Raw genomic sequence first — 18,882 nt, forward strand, 5'->3', positions numbered from 1 at the left:
CTTTCCGCCCCCGCCTCGGGTTCAGCGCCGATTGCGCGGATGGTTGCGTGCCGTGCGTTCGTTGCCGTGCTTGTACGCGCCCGTCCAGCGGGCCATCACCAGTTGTGCGTCGCCCGACTCGACCTCGGCGAGGAACTTCTCGGCGCGCGCACCGCGCAGCGTGCCCGCGGCGCGGCCGTGATGGGTGATCGTCACGCTGGCGTCGGGGCGCTGCTCGTAGGTGAATCCGGAAGGTCTCGGCATGGCCGGATGGTAGGCATGACGGCCGCGCTTCCGTAACCGAATTTCGGCGCGCACGCCGGCACCGGAGGCCAGGGCAGCCGTCTGGACGGGCGTCTCGGTCCCATACTGTGAGACGCGGCAGTCCAGCCCTTGAACACCCCCTTGTTGCGGGCGGTGTTCACGACCACTATTCCTATCAATCAGGTAGGGAAACTAGGAATCTGTGAGGCGTCGCCGTGACAACGCTGCTCCCCTCCGCCTCGCCGCGCGTCGTCCGGGAACTCGCCGACGATCTCGCCGTCGACGCGGACCTGCGCGACCGGGCGGGCAAACCCCCGCTCGACGAGGTCTCGCGGCTGCGTGAGGCGGGACTGCCCGCGCTTCTGACGCCCTCCGGCCCAGAGGGTCCGGGCGGCCGGGGCGTGGACTGGCCCACCGCCTGTACGGCGATCAGGGACATCGCGGCGGCGGACAGCTCCATCGCCGAACTCCTCGCCCATCACCACGCCCTGTCGTGGAGCCCGCGCCTCTTCGCCGCCCCCGCGGACGCCGCGGCCCTCGAACTGCGCGCCGTGCACGAACAGTGGCTCTGGGGCGGCGACATCGAACTGCCGGACGCGCAGACGGGAACCGACCTCGCGCTGACCCCGGCAGCCGACGGGTACGTCCTGCACGGAATGCGGCCCTCGACCGCGGGCGTCGCCGTCGCGGACCGGCTCGTCCACACGGCGCGTCGCACGGACAGCGGCGAGTGGGTGGTCGTCCAGGTGGACCCGGCCCACCCCGGCGTCCGCGCCGAACCGGCGCACGATCTGCTCGGGCAGCGCCTGAGCGGTGCGGGAGGCGTCAGTTACGACGACGTACCGGTGGCCGCGCACCAGGTGCTCGGCACGGTCCCCGTCGACGAACACGAGATCGCGCCGTTCACCTCCCTCGCCCCGCTGACCCGCCGTCTCCTGCTCGTCCAGGTCGGCCTGGGCAACGCGGAGGGCGCGCTCGCCGAGGCCCGGGACATCAGCCGTGCGCTGCCGCGCCCCACCCTGATGGGCGCGCTCGACACCGGCCGGGACTGTGGTCCGCCGCCCACCGACCCTTACCTGCTGCTCGCCTACGGGGAGTTGGCGACGGCCGCGCACAGCGCCGCCGCCGTGGTGGACCGCGCGACGGAGGCGTTGGCCCGCGGCCTGGAGACGGGGCCCGCGCTGGACGCCGACGAGCGTGCCGACATCGCGTTCCTCGTGGCCGCGGCCGAGGCCGTCACCACCCGGTCCGCCCTGCACATCACCACCCGCGTCCTGGAACTCACCGCCGACGTCCCCTCGCCCGCGACGGACCCCGGACTCGACCGGTTCTGGCGCAACGCCCGGGCCCTGACCGCCCACGACTCCACCGCGCACCGCCTGCGTGACATCGGCGAGCACTACCTCAACAGCCTGCGATAACGGGACGTCTGCTCCCCTCCGCGGCCGGCTCCACGGTCAGTACGATCTTCGGATACCCCCGCATCCGCAAGGCCGAGAGGGAAGCACCGTTGAACACCGGCAGCTACTACGAACCCATCGACGAGCACCGCTACAAGCCCACCTCGCACGCCGGTGGCGCCTGGGACACCGACGAGCAGCACTTCAGCCCGCTCGGCGGCCTCACCGTCCACGCCATCGACCGGTACCTGGCCGCCCGGCCGGACAGCGGCCTTGTCATGTCGCGGATCAGCTTCGACATCCTGGGACGCCTGGCCCTCGACGAGTGCGAGATCCGGGTGGAGACCGTCCGTCCCGGCCGCACCATCGAACTGGTCGAAGCCGTCGTGCTCATGGCCGACCGTCCCGTGGTGCGGGCACGGGCATGGCTCCTCGCGGCCGGTGACACCCGTTCCGTCGCGGGCGGCGGCGCCGACAAGCTCACCTCTCCCGAGGCGCTGGAGTCCTGGCCCATGGCTTCCCTGTGGCCGGGCGGATACATCGCCTCGGTCGACGTCCGCCCGGTCGCTCCCCCGCAGCCCGGCCGTACGACGGCGTGGATCTCCACCCCGCTCGACCTGGTCGCCGGGCAGACCGCGAGCCCTCTCGCGTCGTACGTCGCGCTCGTGGACACCGCCAACGGCATCGCCGTACGCCAGCCGCCCACCGCCTGGATGTTCCCCAACGTCGACCTCACCGTCCACCTGCACCGACAGCCCGAGGGCGACTGGACGGGCCTCGACACCACGGTGACCTTCGGCCCGACGGGTCAGGGCCTCACCAGCACCGTCCTGCACGACCTCCACGGCCCCGTCGGCCACGCCCAACAGATCCTCACGGTCCGGCCCCTGTAATTCGCCCGGCCCGTTCACAGTAAGCGACGGAGCAGCCGCTCCTTGGCCGCGGTGAAGGGCGGGTAGGCCGCTCGCATGGTGTCGGGCGACAGCGGCTTGTCGAGGACGGCCTTCGCGTGGCTGAAGGTCTCCACCGAGTAGTGGCCGTGATAGCTGCCGAAGCCACTCGCGCCCACACCCCCGAAGGGCAGGCCCGGCACGGTGAGATGGGCGTTGGGGAGCCCGAAGCCGACGGCGCCCGACGATGTCTCCCCGAGCAGCCGGCGGCGGGTCTCCCGGTGGGGCGTGAAGGCGTAGAGGGCGAGCGGCTTGGCGCGCGCGTTGAAGAAGGCGATGGCGGCGTCCAGATCGGGCAGGGACAGGACCGGCAGGATGGGGCCGAAGATCTCCTCGGACATCACGGGCGCGGCCGGGTCGACGTCGGCGAGCACGGTCGGCGCGAGGTAGCGGGTGGCCCGGTCGTGCGCGCCGCCGGTCACCACACGGCCGTCACCGAGCAGGGCGGTGAGCCGGTCGAAGTGCCGGTCGTCGATGATGCGGCCGTAGTCGGGGCTGCGCGCGGGATCGGTGCCGTACATGGACGTGATCGCGTCGGCGAGGTGGCGGGCCAGCGGTTCCGCCGTGCCGCCGAGGGCCAGGACGTGGTCGGGGGCGGTGCAGCTCTGGCCCGCGTTGAGGAACTTGCCCCAGGCGATCCGGCGCGCGGCGGCGGCCAGATCGGTGCCCGGCTCGACAAGGACCGGGCATTTTCCGCCCAGTTCCAGGGTGACGGGGGTGAGATGGCGGGCGGCGGCCGCCATGACGATGCGGCCCACTGTGCCGTTGCCCGTGTAGAGGATGTGGTCGAAGCGCTGCTCCAGGAGGGCCGTGGTCTGCGCCGCCGCGCCCTCGACGACCGCGACGGCGTCCGGGTCCAGATAGCGGGGCAGGAGGCGGGCCAGCGCGGCGGAGGTCGCGGGTGCCAGTTCGCTCGGCTTGAGCAGGGCGCAGTTCCCCGCGGCGAGGGCGCCCACCAGGGGCGCGAGTCCGAGCATCACCGGGTAGTTCCACGGGCTGATGACCAGGACCACGCCGAGCGGGTCGCGCACCGTGCGGGCGCGGGCCGGGAGCAGCGCCATGGGGACCGGGACGCGTCGCGGGCGCAGCCAGCGCTCCAGGTGGCGCAGTGTGTGATCGATCTCGTTGACGACGAAGCCCAGCTCCGACGTGTGCGTCTCCACGGGGCTCTTGCCCAGGTCGGCGGCGAGCGCGTCGGTCAGCGCGGGCGCCTGTTCGGTCAGCAGGGCCCGCAGCGCGCGCAGTTGCCGCCGGCGCCAGGCCGTCGGCCGCGTCCGGCCCGTTGTGAACGTCGCGCGCAGCCGGGCGACCGTTGCCGCGGCGTCGGCGGCCGGTTCGTCCGCGCCGCGCACGCCCAACTCCCGCTCCACGTCGCTGAGCAGTGACCGCTCCATGATGTCTCCTCCCCGAAAACGCAACGGTGCGTTGCGCTTTCGCCGACCGTAGCCTTCCGATCCCGCCGATGCAACGCACCGTTGCGTTGCGTTAGGCTTCGGGACATGACGACGCATCACCGCCCGCAGCCCGCCCGGGGCGACGGCCCGCGGCGCAAGCCGCAGATCTTCGACGCCACCTTGAAGGCCCTCGCCCGTGACGGCTTCGCGTCCATGACGATCGAGGGCATCGCGGAGGAATCCGGCGTCAACAAGACGACCATCTACCGCTGGTGGCCCTCCAAGTCCGCGCTCCTCGGCGCCGCCCTCATCGACGCGCCGCTCCTGGACCTGCCGATCCCCGACACCGGGCACCTCCGGGGCGACCTGGAACACCTCGTCGAGGGCCTCGTGCGACTGCTGACCGCCCAGCCGTCGGGCGCCGTCGCCCGCTCCGCGCTGGGGGCAGCGGTGAGCGATCCCGGGCTCGCCGGCTACATCCAGGGGTTCTTCGCCGACCGCCTCGCACGCGAGCAGTCGGTGATCGACCGCGCCGTCGAGCGCGGCGAACTGCCGCCGGACACCGACACGATGACCTTGATGGACCTGCTCGCCGGCGCGGTCTGGCTGCGCGCGGTCTTCCGCCGGCTGCCGCTGGACGACGACTTCGCCCGCCGCACCGTTTCCGTCGTGCTCGACGGCGTACGCATGTCCTGAGATGCGCCGATGCGACGCGTATGTCGTGTCCACGACATCGTCACACAGTCGACCCACGACGTTCATACAGTGACGTGCTCAACCGTGCCACTCTCCCGTTGGCCCACTAGTCAACTCGCGTAGAACGCAGGTCCTGTTGGAGGGATCCGTGGTGCGCGCGAGTCTCCGGGAGAGGACACCCCCCACATGCCCGTCCCTCACATACGTCACTGGAAACCGCTGGCCATGACGGCGGCCGCGGTCCTTGTCGGGATCACCGTCCCGGCCGCCGCCGACGCCACGACCACGGCCCCCACGCCGCCCGCCGCGTCCGCCGGTGGCTACGACGACACGTATTACAAGGACGCGCTCGGCAAGACCGGCCCGGAGCTGAAGAGCGCCCTGCACACCATCATCAGCGAGCAGACCAAGTTGTCGTACGACCAGGTCTGGGACGCCCTGAAGGTCACCGACGAGGACCCGGCGAACAGCAGCAACGTGATCCTGCTCTACACCGGCCGCTCGCAGAGCAAGGACAGCAACGGCGGCGACCCGGACCAGTGGAACCGTGAGCACACCTGGGCCAAGTCCCACGGCGACTTCGGCACCGCCACCGGACCCGGCACCGACATCCACCACCTGCGCCCGACGGACGTCTCGGTCAACAGCACCCGCGGCAACAAGGACTTCGACAACGGCGGCACCGAGGTCGGCGAGGCGCCCGGCAACTACACCGACGCCGACTCCTTCGAGCCCCGCGACGCCGTCAAGGGCGACGTGGCCCGCATGATCCTCTACATGGCCGTACGCTACGACGGCGAGGACGGCTTCGCCGACCTGGAGCCCAACGACAAGGTCGACAACGGCAGCGCCCCCGCCATCGGACGCCTCTCCGTACTGAAGCAGTGGAGCGACGAGGACCCGCCGGACGCGTTCGAGAAGAACCGCAACCAGGCCATCTACGACCAGTACCAGCACAACCGCAACCCGTTCGTCGACCACCCCGAGTGGGTCGGCGCGATCTGGTAGAGCACGGCCACCGGTTGTGGCAGCGGCGGACCACGGGCCGCTGCCACAACCTCGCTGATGAGACGTCAGGACACCACGTCAGCCAGCGGCTTGCCCTCCAGATGGCCCGCGACGTTCTGGATCGCGGCGAGGCCGATGCGCACCAGCGTCTCGCGGGTCACGCCCGCCACATGCGGTGACAGCACCACGTTGGGTGCCTTCAGCAGACGCAGGGCCGCGGTGGGCGGTTCGGGGTCGAAGACGTCGATGCCCGCACCGGCCAACTTCCCGGCCGTGAGCGCGTCGGCAAGGGCGTCCTGGTCGATGAGCGCACCCCGTGCCGTGTTGACGACGAACGCCGTCGGCTTGAGGAGGGCGAGACGCTCGGCGTCCAGGAGATGGCGCGTCCGCTCGGTGAGCGGGGCGTGCAGGCTGACGTAGTCGGACGTACGGAGGAGCTCGTCGAGTTCGACGTGACGCGCGCCGCCGAGGCGGGCCTCCGTCTCCGCGTCCAGGGCACGCGGCCCTGCGTAGACGATGCTCATGTCGAACACGACCGCGCGGCGCGCGACTTCCTCGCCGATGTGGCCGAGCCCTACGATGCCGAGCGTCTTGCCGGAGAGCTCCGTGATGGACTGCTGGAGACGCGGGAGCGCCCAGTCCGCCTCGGTCAGCGCGGTGTGCGCCGGGATCAGCTGCTTGGCGAGGGCGAGCATGAGGGCGAAGGTCTGCTCGGCCACGTTCTGCTTCTCGGCGCCGCTGGAGCCGATCGAGCAGACGGCGATGCCGCGCGCGCGGGCCGCTTCCAGGTCGACGTAGTCGAAGCCGTGGCTCGCGCACTGGACGACTTCCAGGGCGGGGGCCGCCGCGATGTGCTCGGCGGTGACGGGTGCGAGGCCGGTGACGATGACGTGTGCCTCGCGCAGGGCCGCGGGGTCCTCGTCGGCCGACTCGACGACGGTGACACGCGCCGTCGCGGGGAGCAGCCCGGCGAGGGCACCTCCCGCCGCGCGGCCGCCCACGTGGGGCGAGACGATGGCCAGGACGTTCTTCACGGGGGTCATGCGGTCTCCTCGATCAGGTCGTCGGGGGTGAGGCTGGCGGGTCCGGCGTGTCCGGACAGGGCCAGGGTGAGGTCGAGTTCGGCGAGCAGACAGCGGATCACGTGGTCCACGCCCGCCTGGCCGTCGATGCCGAGCCCATAGGCGTAGGGCCGTCCCACGAGAACGGCCTCGGCGCCCAGGGCGAGCGCCTTGAAGATGTCGTCACCGGTACGGATACCGCTGTCGAACAGGACGGAGAGCCGGTCGCCGACCGCCTCCACGACGCGAGGCAGCGCGTCGGCCGCCGCGACCGAGCCCGCGACCTGGCGGCCACCGTGGTTGGAGACCACCACGCCGTCCATGCCCACGTCGGCGGCGCGGCGTGCGTCGTCCGGATGCAGGATGCCCTTGAGCACGATCGGGCCGTCCCAGTTCTCGCGCAGGAACGCCAGGTCCGGCCAGGTCTTCGCGGGGTCGGCGAACATGCCGACGAAGTGCATCACGGCCGCGTTCGGGTCCTCGTGCACCGGCTTGGCGAGGCCTGCCTGAAACGCGGGGTCGGTGAAGTAGTTGGCGGTGCCCACGCCGTGCAGGAAGGGCAGGTACGCCTGGTCCAGGTCGCGCGGCCGCCAGGCGAGCAGCGGGGTGTCGAGCGTGACGACGAGCGCGGTGAAGCCCGCGGCCTTCGCCCGGTCCAGGAAACTCTTGGTGACGTCACGGTCCTTGGCCCAGTACAGCTGGAACCACCGCTGCCCGTCGCCCATCTCCTCGGCGACCTGCTCCATGGGGGTGCTGGAGGCCGAGGACAGGATGAACGGGACGCCGCGGGCCGCGGCCGCGCGGGCGGCGGCGGACTCGCCCTCCGGATGCATGATCGACAGGACGCCGACGGGCGCGAGGGCCAGCGGCGCGGGCAGCCGGTGGCCGAGCACCTCCACGGACAGATCGCGCTCGTGCACGTCACGCAGCATGCGCGGCACGATCCGGCGGCGCTCGAGGGCCTCACGGTTGGCGCGGGCGGTGCTGCCGTTGCCCGCGCTTCCGGAGACGTAGCCGACCGGCCCAGGGCCCAGGCGCTGCTCGGTCAGCTCCTCCAGGCGGGTCAGGTCGGTGGGCAGGCGGGGCACGGCGCCAGTCATGCCGTTGAGGTAGATCTCGTACTGGAAGTCCGCCCAGTTCGGCGTCGTCGTCATGTGGTGGGTCCCGTCCGATGGCCTGGAGACTGCGTGCGACTGCGGTAGACAGCCGGTCCGCGAAAGCGGCACCGCCTACCCGACGATCCTTGCCACAGTGACAAGCCCCGTCCATGGCCGTACGCACTCTTTTCCGATGGGACCATCACCCTGTGACAAACAAGCGGGAACGCGTCCGGCAGGAACTCCTGGCCGATCCCCGCCTCGTCGAGGCGGTCGTCGACGCGGTGCACGAGCAGGTTCCGGCGTACACGGCGCTGGACGGCAGCAGGTTCCCCGAGGTGCGGGCCATCGCGGCCTGGGCGACGGACCGCCTCCTCGACCACTGGGTGACGGACGGGATGATCGGTGACGCCGATCTGCGGCGCTTCCGGGGGATCGCGGCGGCGCGGGCGGCGGACGGCCGCCCCTTGCAGGCCGTGCTCCGCGCCTACCGGGTCGCGGCCGCGGTACTCGCCGACGAGGTCGCGGCCCGCGCCCCGCAGCTGTCCGCGCGGGACGCCTTCGCCCTGACCCGACTGCTGCTCACCGCCATGGACACCCTCTCCGAGGAGATGACGACGGCGTACGCGGCCACCAGCGAGCGCCTCGCCGGTGACCGCGACAGGTCACTGCAGTTGCTGCTCGACGACCTGATCGCCGGCCGGCACGCGTCGCTGGGCGCGCTCGGCGCGCGGGCCTCCCGCCTGGGCGTGCACCTGCCGGAACGCTACTGCCTGTTGGTGGCGGAACCGGCGGACTCCGAAGACCAGGACGGCCACTCGTCCGACATCTCCCTCACCACCTCGACGGCCCTGCTCGCGGCCCTCGGCGGAGAGGGGGCGCAGAGACCACCGCCGACGACGACGTCCCTGGCCACGACCCATGGATCGCGCGCCGTGCTCCTCCTGCCCGCCGCCTCCGCCGACGCCGTGCCGGAGGTCCTGCGCAGGCACGCCTGGCGCGGCTGCGTGATCTCGGGCGAGAGCCTGGACCGTGTGGCCGTCGCCCACCGGCTCGCCGCGGGCGCCCTGGACACCGCTCCCCCGCACGCCCACCACCCCGAGCGGGTCCTCACCGACGCCGACGCCCACGTCCTCGCCCTGCTCGCGGGCCACCCGGTGGTGAGCCCCGACCAGATCGGCCGCATCGTCCTCGGCCCGCTCGTCGACGGCGCCCGACGCCACCTCCTGGAAGCGCTCATCGCGTACATCGACACCGGCTCGGCGAACGCCGCCGCCCGCGCACTCCATCTCCACCCCCAGTCCGTCCGCTACCGCCTGCGCCGCGTCCGCGACATCACGGCCCGCGACCCCCAGGACCCCTGGCAGCGCCTGACCCTGGACATCGCCCGCACGCTCGTGCGCGAGAGCCGGGGCGGGCAGGGCCCCGGCCGCTGACGACAAGGAGGGCGCGCGGAGCTGTCTCCCTTGCGCTCGGGCTCTCCCCCCCGGCGCGCGCCGACCGCTCAACGCGCCCGCTTACAGGCCGAGTTCACCTATCCGGATTGATCACCTCCGTCTCTGTTGTGCCGCTCCCGACGATCAGGCGAACCTCGTGGCATCGACATCGACGGGCGCGCCCGCATGGCGTGCCGAGAGGAGACACATGCCCAGGTCGTTCAGCGGTACGGAATTCCTGCAGGCACTCGCGTCGGACACGGTCCGCGAGCAGCCCGCCCTCGTCGGGATGGTCAAGAAATCCGAGGGCGGCGCGGACAGCGTCCAGTTCGCTCCCGGCACGACGTGCCAGGACTGGACGACGATCCCCGTCGGCCTCATCGACCGGGTGGAGCTGCTGCGCCAGGTCCCCTGCGACGACCACACGCACAGCCTCGTCCAGCTCACCCTCAAGGAGTCCGACTCCCCCGAACACGCGGTGCTGGCCGCGCTGCTCGTCCATTACGCGCGCGCCGGCGCCGCACCCGGCCCCTCGCCATGCGGAACCCCGGCTCACACCCAGCCCCCTCCGCCGGGCCCGCAGGCCCAGCCACGGCCGCCCCAGCACCCCGGCCCGCACGGCCCGGCAGCGCAGACCCCAGGAGTACGGGGCCCGGGAGCCCCGAGCCCGGCCGCGCCTCCCCTCACCTGGGGCGTCTCCCCGCAGGGCACGCCGCCCGATGCCACGCCCCGGGCCCAGGCCCAGTGCGTGGACGGCAGTTCGGCCTGCGTGAGCGACGGGTACGGAGGCTTCACCTGCCTGGCCTGCTGTCACGGCGGCTGGCACGACATCGGCCCCTGCCTGTACGGCAAGTGGTTCGGCTGCAACGGCACCAACTACAACGCGTACAACTGCTGGCCCATCGCCTGATCCCAGCCCTCCACGACGGAAGGCCGGACCGGACCGGCTACCTGCGCCGCCACTCCTCGGCGAGCAGTTCGTAGGAGCGCACCCGGTCCGCGTGGCCGTGGGTGATGGTGGTGATGAGCAACTCGTCGGCGCCGGTGGCCTCCTGGAGCTGTTCCAGGAGGTCGGCGACGCGGCCCGGGGAGCCGGTGAACTGGGTCTCGACGCGGTCCTCGACCAGTGCGCGGTCCGCGTCGGTCCAGACATGGGCGCGCGCCTCCTGCGGCGTGGGGTACGGGATGGCACCCTCGGCCGTGCGGATGCTGCGGACCCAGGGGCCGTAGCCCGCGGCGAGTTCGCGGGCGGTCGCGTCGTCCTGAGCGACGACCACGTCGGCGGAGACGCTGACGTAGGGCTTGTCCAGTACGTCGGAGGGCGTGAACGCGGCGCGATAGCCTTCCGCCGCTTCGAGCACCGTGCCCGGACTGACGTGGTAGTTGGCGGCGAAGGGCAGGCCGTTGCGGCCCGCGACGTCCGCGCTCTGACCGCCGCTGCTGCCCAGGATCCACACCTGGATCTCGGCGCCCTCGCCGGGAACGACATGCGCTTCCACGCCGTCGTCGGAGCGGTACGTCCCGGCGAGCAGGGCGAGGATGTCGTCGACCTGCTCGCCGTAGTCCTGCGCCTTAGCGTGCGGCTGCTGGAGCAGCTTGCGCTGGAGGGCGACACGGGGTGAGCCCAGCAGATGCTCGTAGGAGAAGCGCGCCGGGATCCGCAGCCCGTTGGGGGCGCGGCCGTCGACGACGGGGGTCGCGGTCGGCGGCGTGGCGGCGGGCGTCGCGGGTGGCTTGCCGCCGGAGCGGCCGAGCCCGAGGTCGAGGCGCCCGGGGTGCAGCGCGTCGATCAGGCCGAACTCCTCGACGGTGGAGAGCGCGGTGCGGTGACCGAGCTGTACGGCGCCTGCCCCGAGCCGGATCGTGGAGGTCGCGGCGGCGGTGAGGGCGAGGACCACCGCGGGTGAGGTGCCTGCCACGCCCGGGTTGAGGTGGTGCTCGGCGAACCAGTAGCGGGCGTATCCGAGTTGTTCGGCCTGTTGGGCCAGGTCGATGGAGTGGTGCAGCGCCTCGGTCGCGGTGGAGCCGGACGAGACCGGGACCAGGTCCAGGACGCCGAGAGGGATCTGTGACATGGGTGGGGTCCTCCTCAGTGGCCGGCCGACGCGGGCACGGGCTCGGGGGCGCTCGCGTGCGCGCCCGTGTCGGGGTGGGCCAGGCCCAGGTGGTCGCGCAGGGTGGTGCCCTCGTACTCCGTGCGGAAGACGCCGCGCTCCTGGAGCAGCGGGACCACGGTGTCGGCGAAGGCGTCGAGGCCGCCGGGGGTGAGGTGCGGGACGAGGATGAAGCCGTCGGCGGCGTCGGCCTGCACGAAGGAGTTGATCGTCTCGGCGACGGTGGCCGGGGAGCCGACGAAGGACTGGCGGCTGCCGGTCTCGATGACCAGGTCGCGGATGGACCACTTGTTCGCGGCCGCGAGCTCGCGCCATTCCCGGGCGGTGGCCAGCGGGTCGCGGTACATCCGTACCTGGGCCCGTCCGCGGGCGATGGTGTGCTCGCCGAGGTCCGGGTCGATGTCGGGCAGCGGGCCTTCCGGGTCGTAGGCGGAGAGGTCGCGGTTCCAGACGAACTCCAGGTGCTTGATGGCGGTGGCTCCGCTGACCTGGAGGCGCCGCACTTCCCGGGAGAGTTCCTCCGCCTCGGCGTCCGTGTCCCCGAGGACGAAGGTCGCGGCGGGCAAAATGAGCAGCTGGTCGTGGGTGCGGCCGTGGCGGGCGAGGCGGCCCTTGACGTCAGTGTAGAACGCCTGGCCTTCCTTGAGCGTGCTGTACCGGCTGAAGATCGCGTCCGCGCTGGAGGCCGCGAACTCCCGCCCCTCCTCCGAGTCGCCTGCCTGGAAGATGACCGGCCGCCCCTGAGGGCTGCGCGGGACGTTGAACTGGCCCTGGATGTCGAAGTGTTGACCCTGGTGGACGAAGGCGCCCGCCTGGGCGTCGCGCAGGAAGGTGCCGGTTTCCTGGTCGGCGACGATCTCGTCCCCGTGCCAGGAGTCGAACAGCTCGTTCGCCGTGCCGAGGAACTCCTTGGCCCTGGAGTAGCGCTCCTCCTGCGGCAGGAATCCGCCGCGGCGGAAGTTCTCGCCGGTGAAGGCGTCCCAGGAGGTCACGACGTTCCACGCGGCGCGTCCGCCCGAGAGGTGGTCGAGACTGGCGAACTGGCGGGCCACTTCGTAGGGCTCGTTGAAGGTGGAGTTGATGGTGCCGGTCAGGCCGAGGTGTTCGGTGACAGCGGCGAGCGCACTGAGCACGGTGAAGGTGTCGGGCCTGCCCACGACATCCAAGTCGTAGATTTTTCCGCCCTGTTCGCGCAGGCGCAGGCCCTCGGCGAGGAACAGGAAGTCGAACTTGGCGCGCTCGGCGGTCCGCGCGAAGTGCGCGAAGGAGCTGAACTCGATGTGACTGCCGGCCTTGGGGTCGCTCCATACGGTGGTGTTGTTGACGCCGGGGAAGTGCGCCGCGAGGTGGATCTGCTTGAGCGGCTTGTCCGGTGACTTGCTCATGACGGGGTCCTTCCGGCTCAGGCGGTGGCGGCGGCGTAACGGCTCGCGGGGCGGGCGAGGCCAAGGAGGCCGCGCAGGGTGTCGGCTTCGTACGCGCGCCTGAAGACGCCGCGCCGCTGGAGCTCGGGCACCAGCCCTTGGGTGATCGCCGGCAGGTCGTGGCCGACGACGGCGGGACGCAGCCGGAAGCCGGTGAGCCCGGCCTGACTCAACTCCGTCAGCCAATCTGCCAGTTGGGCGGGCGTGCCCGTGAACACCTGTGCGTCACTGGTGTACGGGTGGCCGGAGAGGGCGTCCAGACGCTCGCGACGGTCCCTGGCGGTGGCCGCGTCGCCGTCGAGGAACACGACCAGGTCACCGAAGAGGTGCAGGGGCTCCTCGGCGCGCCCGGCGGCGTCCTGTTCGCCGCGGACCGCGCTGACGACGGCGTGTGCGTGTCCGGCGTCGCGCGGAGTGACGTATCCGATGTCGGCCGAGCGCCCGAGCAGCCGGAACGGCGCGTGGGTCGGGGACTCGTGGGCGAGCGCGCTGACGATCGGCCGGCCCTGCGGTGGCCTGGGTGTGATCGAGGGGCCCTTGACGCTGAAGTGCTTGCCCTCGAAGTCGATGTAGTGCAGCTTGGCGCGGTCGATGAAGCGGCCGGTGGCGACGTCCCGGATCTCCGCGTCGTCCTCCCAGCTGTCCCAGAGGCGGCGCACCGCTTCGATGTGGTCGGCCGCCTCGTCGAAGAGATCGGCGGTCAACTCCCGTACGTCCGGACGCTCGAGGTCCTCGATGCCGAAGGCGGGAAACGTGCGGCGTCCGAAGTGCGCGGCCTCGTTCCGGCGCGCCGACACCTGCACGCGCAGGCCCGCACGGCCCGTGCTCACGTAGTCGAGCGTGGCGATGGCCTTGGATATGTGGAAGGGCTCCGTGTGCGTGGCCACCACCGTCGGCACCAGACCGATGTGGCTGGTCAGCGGGGCGACGCGGGCGGCGATCAGAACGGCGTCCAGCCGCCCGCGGATCTGGTCGGTGCGTCGGTCGGGTTCGGTGAAGTGCGAGGACTGCGGGCCGAGCCCGTCCTCGATGGTCACGAAGTCGAGGAGGCCGCGCTCGGCCTCCGTGACCAGATCGGCCCAGTACCGGGCGGTGAACAACTCCGTTGGGCGGGAGACCGGTTCACGCCAGGCGGCCGGGTGCCAGCCCGCCCCGTCGAGCGCGACGGCGAGGTGCAGCGCGCCAGAAGGAGACGAGGGAGCGGAAGAGGGCAGACGGGATGAAGGTGATGACGACACGAGAAGGGTGCCTTCCTGATCGACCGTACGAGAACACCGGCCCCTCGGCTCCGAGGGTGCGCGGCGGCGGGTGACGGGTCAGGAACGACAGAGCGCGCCGGCGACACGCTGCAGGTCGATGTGGTGCCGGGAGTACAGATGCACTTGGCGGCTCGGGGCGATCACCAGGACGCGCGGACCGGGCCCGGACGGCAGCGGCGACACGGGCGGCAGCAGGGGCACAGGCAGCAGCAGTGCCACGACCGTCACCTCCGCCCTTCCGGCTCGGCGAGCCCGTGGCCTCGCCGGTCTCGCGCTGGAACCTGCTCGGACGCTACGTGAGGCCGCAGCCGTGCGCAATGCCCCTTGATCATGACCGGGCTGACATCACCGCACACGCCGCACCCTTCGGCGTCCGCCTTCGACAGGCACAACCGCCGGGCCGCTCCATCTGTTCCGGCCCCGCGCCGATACGTCCGACGGATCGGGACGGCCGCGGCCAGAGCGCCACGGCCAAGCTGCCGCGGCCGTCCCAAAGATCACCAGATCCTGACGCGGTCCGCCTGGTCCAGCCAGAGACCGTCGCCTTCGCTCGTCCCGAACGCCTCGTGGAACTCGTCGAGGTTACGGACGATGTTGGCCCGGAACTCCGGCGGCGAGTGCGGGTCGATGGTGAGGTACTGCTGCTCCTGCTCCTTGCGGCGCTTGGTGCGCCAGCAGTAGGCCCAGTTCATGAAGAGCCGCTGGGAGCCGGTCAGGCCGTCCTTCGTGGGCATCGGGTCGCCGTTGAGCGCGATCTTGTACGCCGTGTGCCCGATGGTCAGGCCGCCCAGGTCGCCGATGTTCTCGCCCACCGTCAGCGAGCCGTTGACGAACTCGCCGGGGAGGTTGCGGGGTGAGAACGCGTCGTACTGCTTGACCAGCGCCTTCGACTTCGCCTCGAACGCGGTCTTGTCGGCCGCGGTCCACCAGTCGTTGAGGTTGCCCGCGCCGTCGTACTGCGCGCCCTGGTCGTCGAAGCCGTGGCCGATCTCGTGGCCGATGACCGAGCCGATGCCACCGTAGTTCTCGGCGGGATCGGCGTCGGGCGAGAAGAACGGCTTCTGCAGGATGCCCGCGGGGAAGCAGATCTCGTTGGTGCCCGGGTTGTAGTAGGCGTTGACGGTCTGCGGCAGCATGAACCACTCGTCGCGGTCGACCGGCGCGCCGATCTTCGCGAGCTGCCGGTCGGACTCGAAGGCGTCCGCCGCCTGCGCGTTGCCGAGCAGGTCGTCCGCGGACACCTGGAGGGCCGAGTAGTCGCGGAAGGTGTCGGGGTAGCCGATCTTGGGACGGAAGGTGGCGAGCTTCTCGTAGGCGCGCTCCTTCGTCTCGTCCGTCATCCAGTCGAGCCGGGCGATCGACTGGCGGTAGGCCTCGAGGAGGTTGGCGACGAGGTCGTCCATCATCGCCTTGGAGCTCGGCGGGAAGTGCCGCGCCACGTACTCCTTGCCGACCGCCTCGCCGATGCAGCCCTCGACGAAGCCGACGGCCCGCTTCCACCGGGCGCGCAGCTCCGGGGTGCCGTTGAGGGTGCGGCCGTAGAACTCGAAGTTGTTCCGGACGAAGGCGTCCGTGAGGTAGGGCGCGCAGGAGCGAAGGACCCGGACCAGCGCCCAGTCGCGCCACTGCTCGATCGGCACCTCGTCGAGGACCGCGGACAGGTGACGGAGGTAGGACGGCTGACGGACGCACGTCTCGGCGATGGTCGCTTCAGAGCCACCGAGCCCCGCGACGTAACCGCGCCAGTCGAAGTGCGGCGCCAGGGTGATCAGTTCGTGCAGGGTGAGGAGGTTGTAGGTCTTCTGCACATCACGCGTCTCGGCCCGCTCCCAGTGACCGCCGGCGAGCCGGGTCTCCAGGGCGAGGACCGCCTGCGCGGCCTCCGCGGGCGCGGCGTGCTGTCCAAGGGTGAGCAGCTCGGTGAGGTAGGCGACGTACTTCTCGCGGATCTCGGCGAACTTCTCTTCGCGGTAGTACGACTCGTCGGGCAGGCCGAGGCCGCCCTGAACGATGTTGAAGAGGTAGCGGTCGGAGTCGCGGTCGTCCGAGTCGATGTAGGAGCCGAAGAGACCGGAGCCGCCGATCCGCTCGAAGCGGCCGAGGAACGCCGCGAGCTCCCGGGTGTCCCGCAGCCCCGTGACCTCGTCGATCAGGGGCTGCGCCGGGGTGAGCCCGCGGACGGCGATCGTCTCCTCGTCCATGAAGGAGGCGTACAGCGTGGCGATCTTGCGCGCGTCATCCGGGACGGCGCCGGCCGTCGCGGCCGACGCGAGCTCCTGGATGATCACCTTTACTTGTTCCTCGGCCGTGTCGACCAACTGCACAAAGGGGCCCCAGCTGGAGCGATCTTCGGGGATCGGCTCGTTCTCCAGCCAGTGACCGTTGACGTGGCCGAACAGGTCGTCCTGCGGCCGGATCTCGGGGTTCATGCCCGCGTGGGCGTCATCCAGCATGCTCATTCACGCACCCTACGCGGACACGGGCCCCGAGCACGATCGGCCGGTCACCGCCGGCCTGACCTCATCCCGCGACGTACTCCCGCAGGTGCCGCGCCGTCACGGTCTCCCCCTCGGACACGAGGGTCGCGGGCGTGCCGGTGAACACCACCTGACCGCCGTCGTGACCGCCGCCGGGGCCCAGGTCGATGATCCAGTCCGCGTGCGCCATCACCGCCTGGTGGTGCTCGATGACGACCACCGAGTTGCCGTCGTCGACGAGCCGGTCGAGCAGCGCGAGCAGCTTGTCCACGTCGGCCAGGTGCAGCCCGGTCGTCGGCTCGTCCAGGACGTACGTCGATGACTTCTCGGCCATGTGGATGGCGAGCTTGAGGCGCTGGCGCTCGCCGCCGGAGAGGGTGTTGAGCGGCTGGCCGAGCCGCAGGTAGCCGAGCCCGACATCGCGGAGGCGGCCGAGGATGGTGTGGGCCTGGCCCGAGGGGAAGAAGTCGTGCGCCTCGGCGACCGACATGCCGAGGACCTCGCTGATGTTCTTGCCGCGCAGCCGGTAGGTGAGGACCTCGGCCGTGAACCGCTCCCCCTCGCACGTCTCGCAGACGGACGCCACCCCGGCCATCATCGCGAGGTCGGTGTAGATCAGACCGATGCCGTTGCACTTCGGGCAGGCGCCCTCGGAGTTCGCGCTGAACAGGGCCGCCTTGACGCCGTTGGCCTTGGCGAACGCGGTGCGGATCGGGCCGAGCAGACCGGTGTAGGTCGCCGGGTTGGAGCGGCGCGAGCCGCGTATCGGCGACTGGTCGGCCACCACCACGCCCTCCTGCCCGGAGAGGTAGCCGTGGATCAGCGAGCTCTTGCCGGACCCGGCGACGCCGGTGACCACGGTGAGCACCCCGAGCGGGATGTCGACCTCGACGTCCTTGAGGTTGTGCCGGTCGGCGCCCTTGATGGAGAGCTGCCCCTTGGGCACCCGCACCTGCTCGCGCAGCCGGGCCCGGTGCTCCAGGTGCCGTCCGGTGAGCGTGCCGGAGGCGCGCAGCCCGGCCACGTCGCCGGTGAAGCAGATCTCGCCGCCCGCCGTACCGGCACCGGGGCCGAGGTCCACCACGTGGTCGGCGATGGCGATGACCTCGGGCTTGTGCTCCACCACGAGCACCGTGTTGCCCTTGTCGCGCAGCCGCAGCAGCAGGTCGTTCATGCGCCGGATGTCGTGCGGGTGCAGGCCGATGGTCGGCTCGTCGAAGACGTACGTGACGTCGGTGATGCTGGAGCCGAGATGGCGGACCATCTTCACGCGCTGCGCCTCGCCGCCGGAGAGCGAGCCCGACGTGCGGTCCAGGCTGAGATAGCCGAGTCCGATCTCCACCAGTGATTCGAGCAGCTCGCGCAGGCCCGTGATCAGCGGCGCGACCGCGGGGTCGGCGAGGCCCCGTACGAACGCGGCCAGGTCGCTGATCTGCATGGCCGAGCAGTCGGCGATGTTCAGGCCGTCGATCCTGGACGACAAGGCGTCCGCGGTCAGCCTCGTGCCGTCGCAGAGCCGGCACCGGGCGAAGACCACGGCCCGGTCGACGAAGGCCTTGATGTGGGGCTGGAGGGAGTCGCGGTCCTTGGCGAGCCAGGTCCGCTGCATCTTGGCCACCAGGCCCTCGTACGTGAAGCCGTTCGAGCCGACCTTCACCTTGACCGGGGGCTTGTGCAGGAGGTCGGCCCACTCCTGCTCGGTGAAGTCCCTGAGCTTCTTGTCGGGGTCGTGGAAGCCGGAGTTGACCATGATCTGCCAGCTCCAGGAGTCCACCGCGTAGTAGGGGACGGTGATCGCGCCCTCGTTCAGCGAGAGATCGCGGTTCACGAGCTGGTCCACGTCGACGGTGGAGGCCTCACCGGTGCCCTCGCACTCGGGGCACATGCCTTCGGGCAGATTGAAGCTGAAGGCGCCCGCCGTCCCGATGTGCGGCTCGCCGAGGCGGCTGAAGATGATCCTGAGCATGGTGTACGCGTCGGTGGCGGTGCCCACCGTGGAGCGTGAGTTGGCGCCCATCCGCTCCTGGTCCACGACGATCGCGGCGCTGAGGTTGCGCAGGCTGTCCACGTCGGGGCGGCTCTGGCTCGGCATGAACGACTGGACGAACGCGGTGTACGTCTCGTTGATCAGCCGCTGCGACTCCGCGGCGACGGTGCCGAAGACGAGCGAGGACTTTCCGGAGCCCGAGACTCCGGTGAAGACGGTGAGCCGCCGCTTGGGGATGTCGAGGGAAACGTTCCGCAGATTGTTCTCGCGGGCGCCTCGCACCTGAATCACGTGGTGGCTGTCGGCGGGGATGACCGTCACTGCTGCTCCTTGGCC

16 protein-coding genes are annotated in these 18,882 nt (G+C 71.2%); 6 read left to right on the forward strand and 10 right to left on the reverse strand.

Translation table 11 applies throughout. From position 1 onward, the window contains the following. Positions 1–21 precede the first annotated feature (21 nt). On the reverse strand, positions 22–243 hold the full coding sequence (locus AB0M70_RS00555) for a hypothetical protein (RefSeq protein WP_365814805.1): 222 nt from the start codon (positions 241–243) through the stop codon (positions 22–24). 215 nt (positions 244–458) lie between these two features. Between AB0M70_RS00555 and AB0M70_RS00560 the strand changes: the two genes are divergently transcribed. Together AB0M70_RS00560 and AB0M70_RS00565 are read left to right on the forward strand one after the other, a co-directional pair. Continuing rightward, the gene (locus AB0M70_RS00560; protein WP_365814807.1) at positions 459–1,664 is read left to right on the forward strand and encodes an acyl-CoA dehydrogenase; all 1,206 of its coding nucleotides are present in this window, start codon (positions 459–461) and stop codon (positions 1,662–1,664) included. Between the two features lie 89 nt (positions 1,665–1,753). Next, complete coding sequence (locus tag AB0M70_RS00565; RefSeq protein WP_365814809.1) at positions 1,754–2,536, forward strand: thioesterase family protein; 783 nt, start codon at positions 1,754–1,756, stop codon at positions 2,534–2,536. 14 nt (positions 2,537–2,550) lie between these two features. On the opposite strand, the gene AB0M70_RS00570 is transcribed toward AB0M70_RS00565, so the two are convergent. Next, complete coding sequence (locus tag AB0M70_RS00570) at positions 2,551–3,987, reverse strand: aldehyde dehydrogenase family protein (RefSeq protein ID WP_365814811.1); 1,437 nt, start codon at positions 3,985–3,987, stop codon at positions 2,551–2,553. A 105-nt stretch (positions 3,988–4,092) separates the two neighbouring features. Here AB0M70_RS00570 and AB0M70_RS00575 point away from each other — a divergent pair, with 105 nt between their 5' ends. Both AB0M70_RS00575 and AB0M70_RS00580 read left to right on the forward strand, forming a co-directional pair. Then, positions 4,093–4,683 (forward strand): TetR/AcrR family transcriptional regulator, encoded by a 591-nt coding sequence (locus AB0M70_RS00575; RefSeq protein ID WP_365814813.1) that lies wholly within the window; start codon positions 4,093–4,095, stop codon positions 4,681–4,683. A gap of 186 nt (positions 4,684–4,869) precedes the next feature. Next, complete coding sequence (locus AB0M70_RS00580; protein WP_365814815.1) at positions 4,870–5,691, forward strand: endonuclease; 822 nt, start codon at positions 4,870–4,872, stop codon at positions 5,689–5,691. Positions 5,692–5,756: 65 nt separating this feature from the next. Here the strand turns inward: AB0M70_RS00580 and AB0M70_RS00585 are convergent, their stop codons facing one another. Further along, complete coding sequence (locus AB0M70_RS00585; RefSeq protein WP_365814817.1) at positions 5,757–6,734, reverse strand: NAD(P)-dependent oxidoreductase; 978 nt, start codon at positions 6,732–6,734, stop codon at positions 5,757–5,759. Beyond that, the gene (locus tag AB0M70_RS00590) at positions 6,731–7,906 is read right to left on the reverse strand and encodes a lactate 2-monooxygenase (RefSeq protein ID WP_365814819.1); all 1,176 of its coding nucleotides are present in this window, start codon (positions 7,904–7,906) and stop codon (positions 6,731–6,733) included. The genes AB0M70_RS00585 and AB0M70_RS00590 overlap by 4 nt, the downstream gene beginning before the upstream one ends. A gap of 152 nt (positions 7,907–8,058) precedes the next feature. On the opposite strand from AB0M70_RS00590, the gene AB0M70_RS00595 reads away from it, so the two are divergent. Beyond that, positions 8,059–9,285, forward strand: coding sequence for a helix-turn-helix domain-containing protein (locus AB0M70_RS00595; RefSeq protein WP_365814821.1), 1,227 nt, complete (start codon positions 8,059–8,061; stop codon positions 9,283–9,285). Between the two features lie 208 nt (positions 9,286–9,493). Next, positions 9,494–10,195: a hypothetical protein gene (locus tag AB0M70_RS00600; protein WP_365814823.1), complete on the forward strand. Its 702-nt coding sequence runs from the start codon at positions 9,494–9,496 to the stop codon at positions 10,193–10,195. Positions 10,196–10,232: 37 nt separating this feature from the next. Here the strand turns inward: AB0M70_RS00600 and AB0M70_RS00605 are convergent, their stop codons facing one another. From AB0M70_RS00605 to AB0M70_RS00630, 6 genes are all read right to left on the reverse strand, one after another. Next, positions 10,233–11,360 carry an LLM class flavin-dependent oxidoreductase gene (locus tag AB0M70_RS00605; protein ID WP_365814825.1) on the reverse strand — a complete coding sequence of 376 codons (1,128 nt, stop codon included), beginning with the start codon at positions 11,358–11,360 and terminating at the stop codon, positions 10,233–10,235. 14 nt (positions 11,361–11,374) lie between these two features. Then, entirely contained in the window at positions 11,375–12,784 is a 1,410-nt protein-coding gene (locus tag AB0M70_RS00610) for an NtaA/DmoA family FMN-dependent monooxygenase (protein WP_365814827.1), read from the reverse strand. A gap of 17 nt (positions 12,785–12,801) precedes the next feature. Beyond that, positions 12,802–14,061, reverse strand: coding sequence for an LLM class flavin-dependent oxidoreductase (locus AB0M70_RS00615; protein WP_365814829.1), 1,260 nt, complete (start codon positions 14,059–14,061; stop codon positions 12,802–12,804). A gap of 78 nt (positions 14,062–14,139) precedes the next feature. Then, positions 14,140–14,301, reverse strand: coding sequence for a putative leader peptide (locus AB0M70_RS00620; RefSeq protein WP_365814831.1), 162 nt, complete (start codon positions 14,299–14,301; stop codon positions 14,140–14,142). 278 nt (positions 14,302–14,579) lie between these two features. Then, entirely contained in the window at positions 14,580–16,541 is a 1,962-nt protein-coding gene (locus tag AB0M70_RS00625; RefSeq protein ID WP_365814833.1) for a M13-type metalloendopeptidase, read from the reverse strand. A gap of 61 nt (positions 16,542–16,602) precedes the next feature. After that, positions 16,603–18,867, reverse strand: a complete 2,265-nt coding sequence (locus AB0M70_RS00630; protein WP_365814835.1) for an excinuclease ABC subunit UvrA — start codon at positions 18,865–18,867, stop codon at positions 16,603–16,605. Between the last annotated feature and the right edge of the window lie 15 nt (positions 18,868–18,882).

The organism is Streptomyces sp. NPDC051214 (assembly GCF_040682375.1).
Classification (GTDB): domain Bacteria; phylum Actinomycetota; class Actinomycetes; order Streptomycetales; family Streptomycetaceae; genus Streptomyces.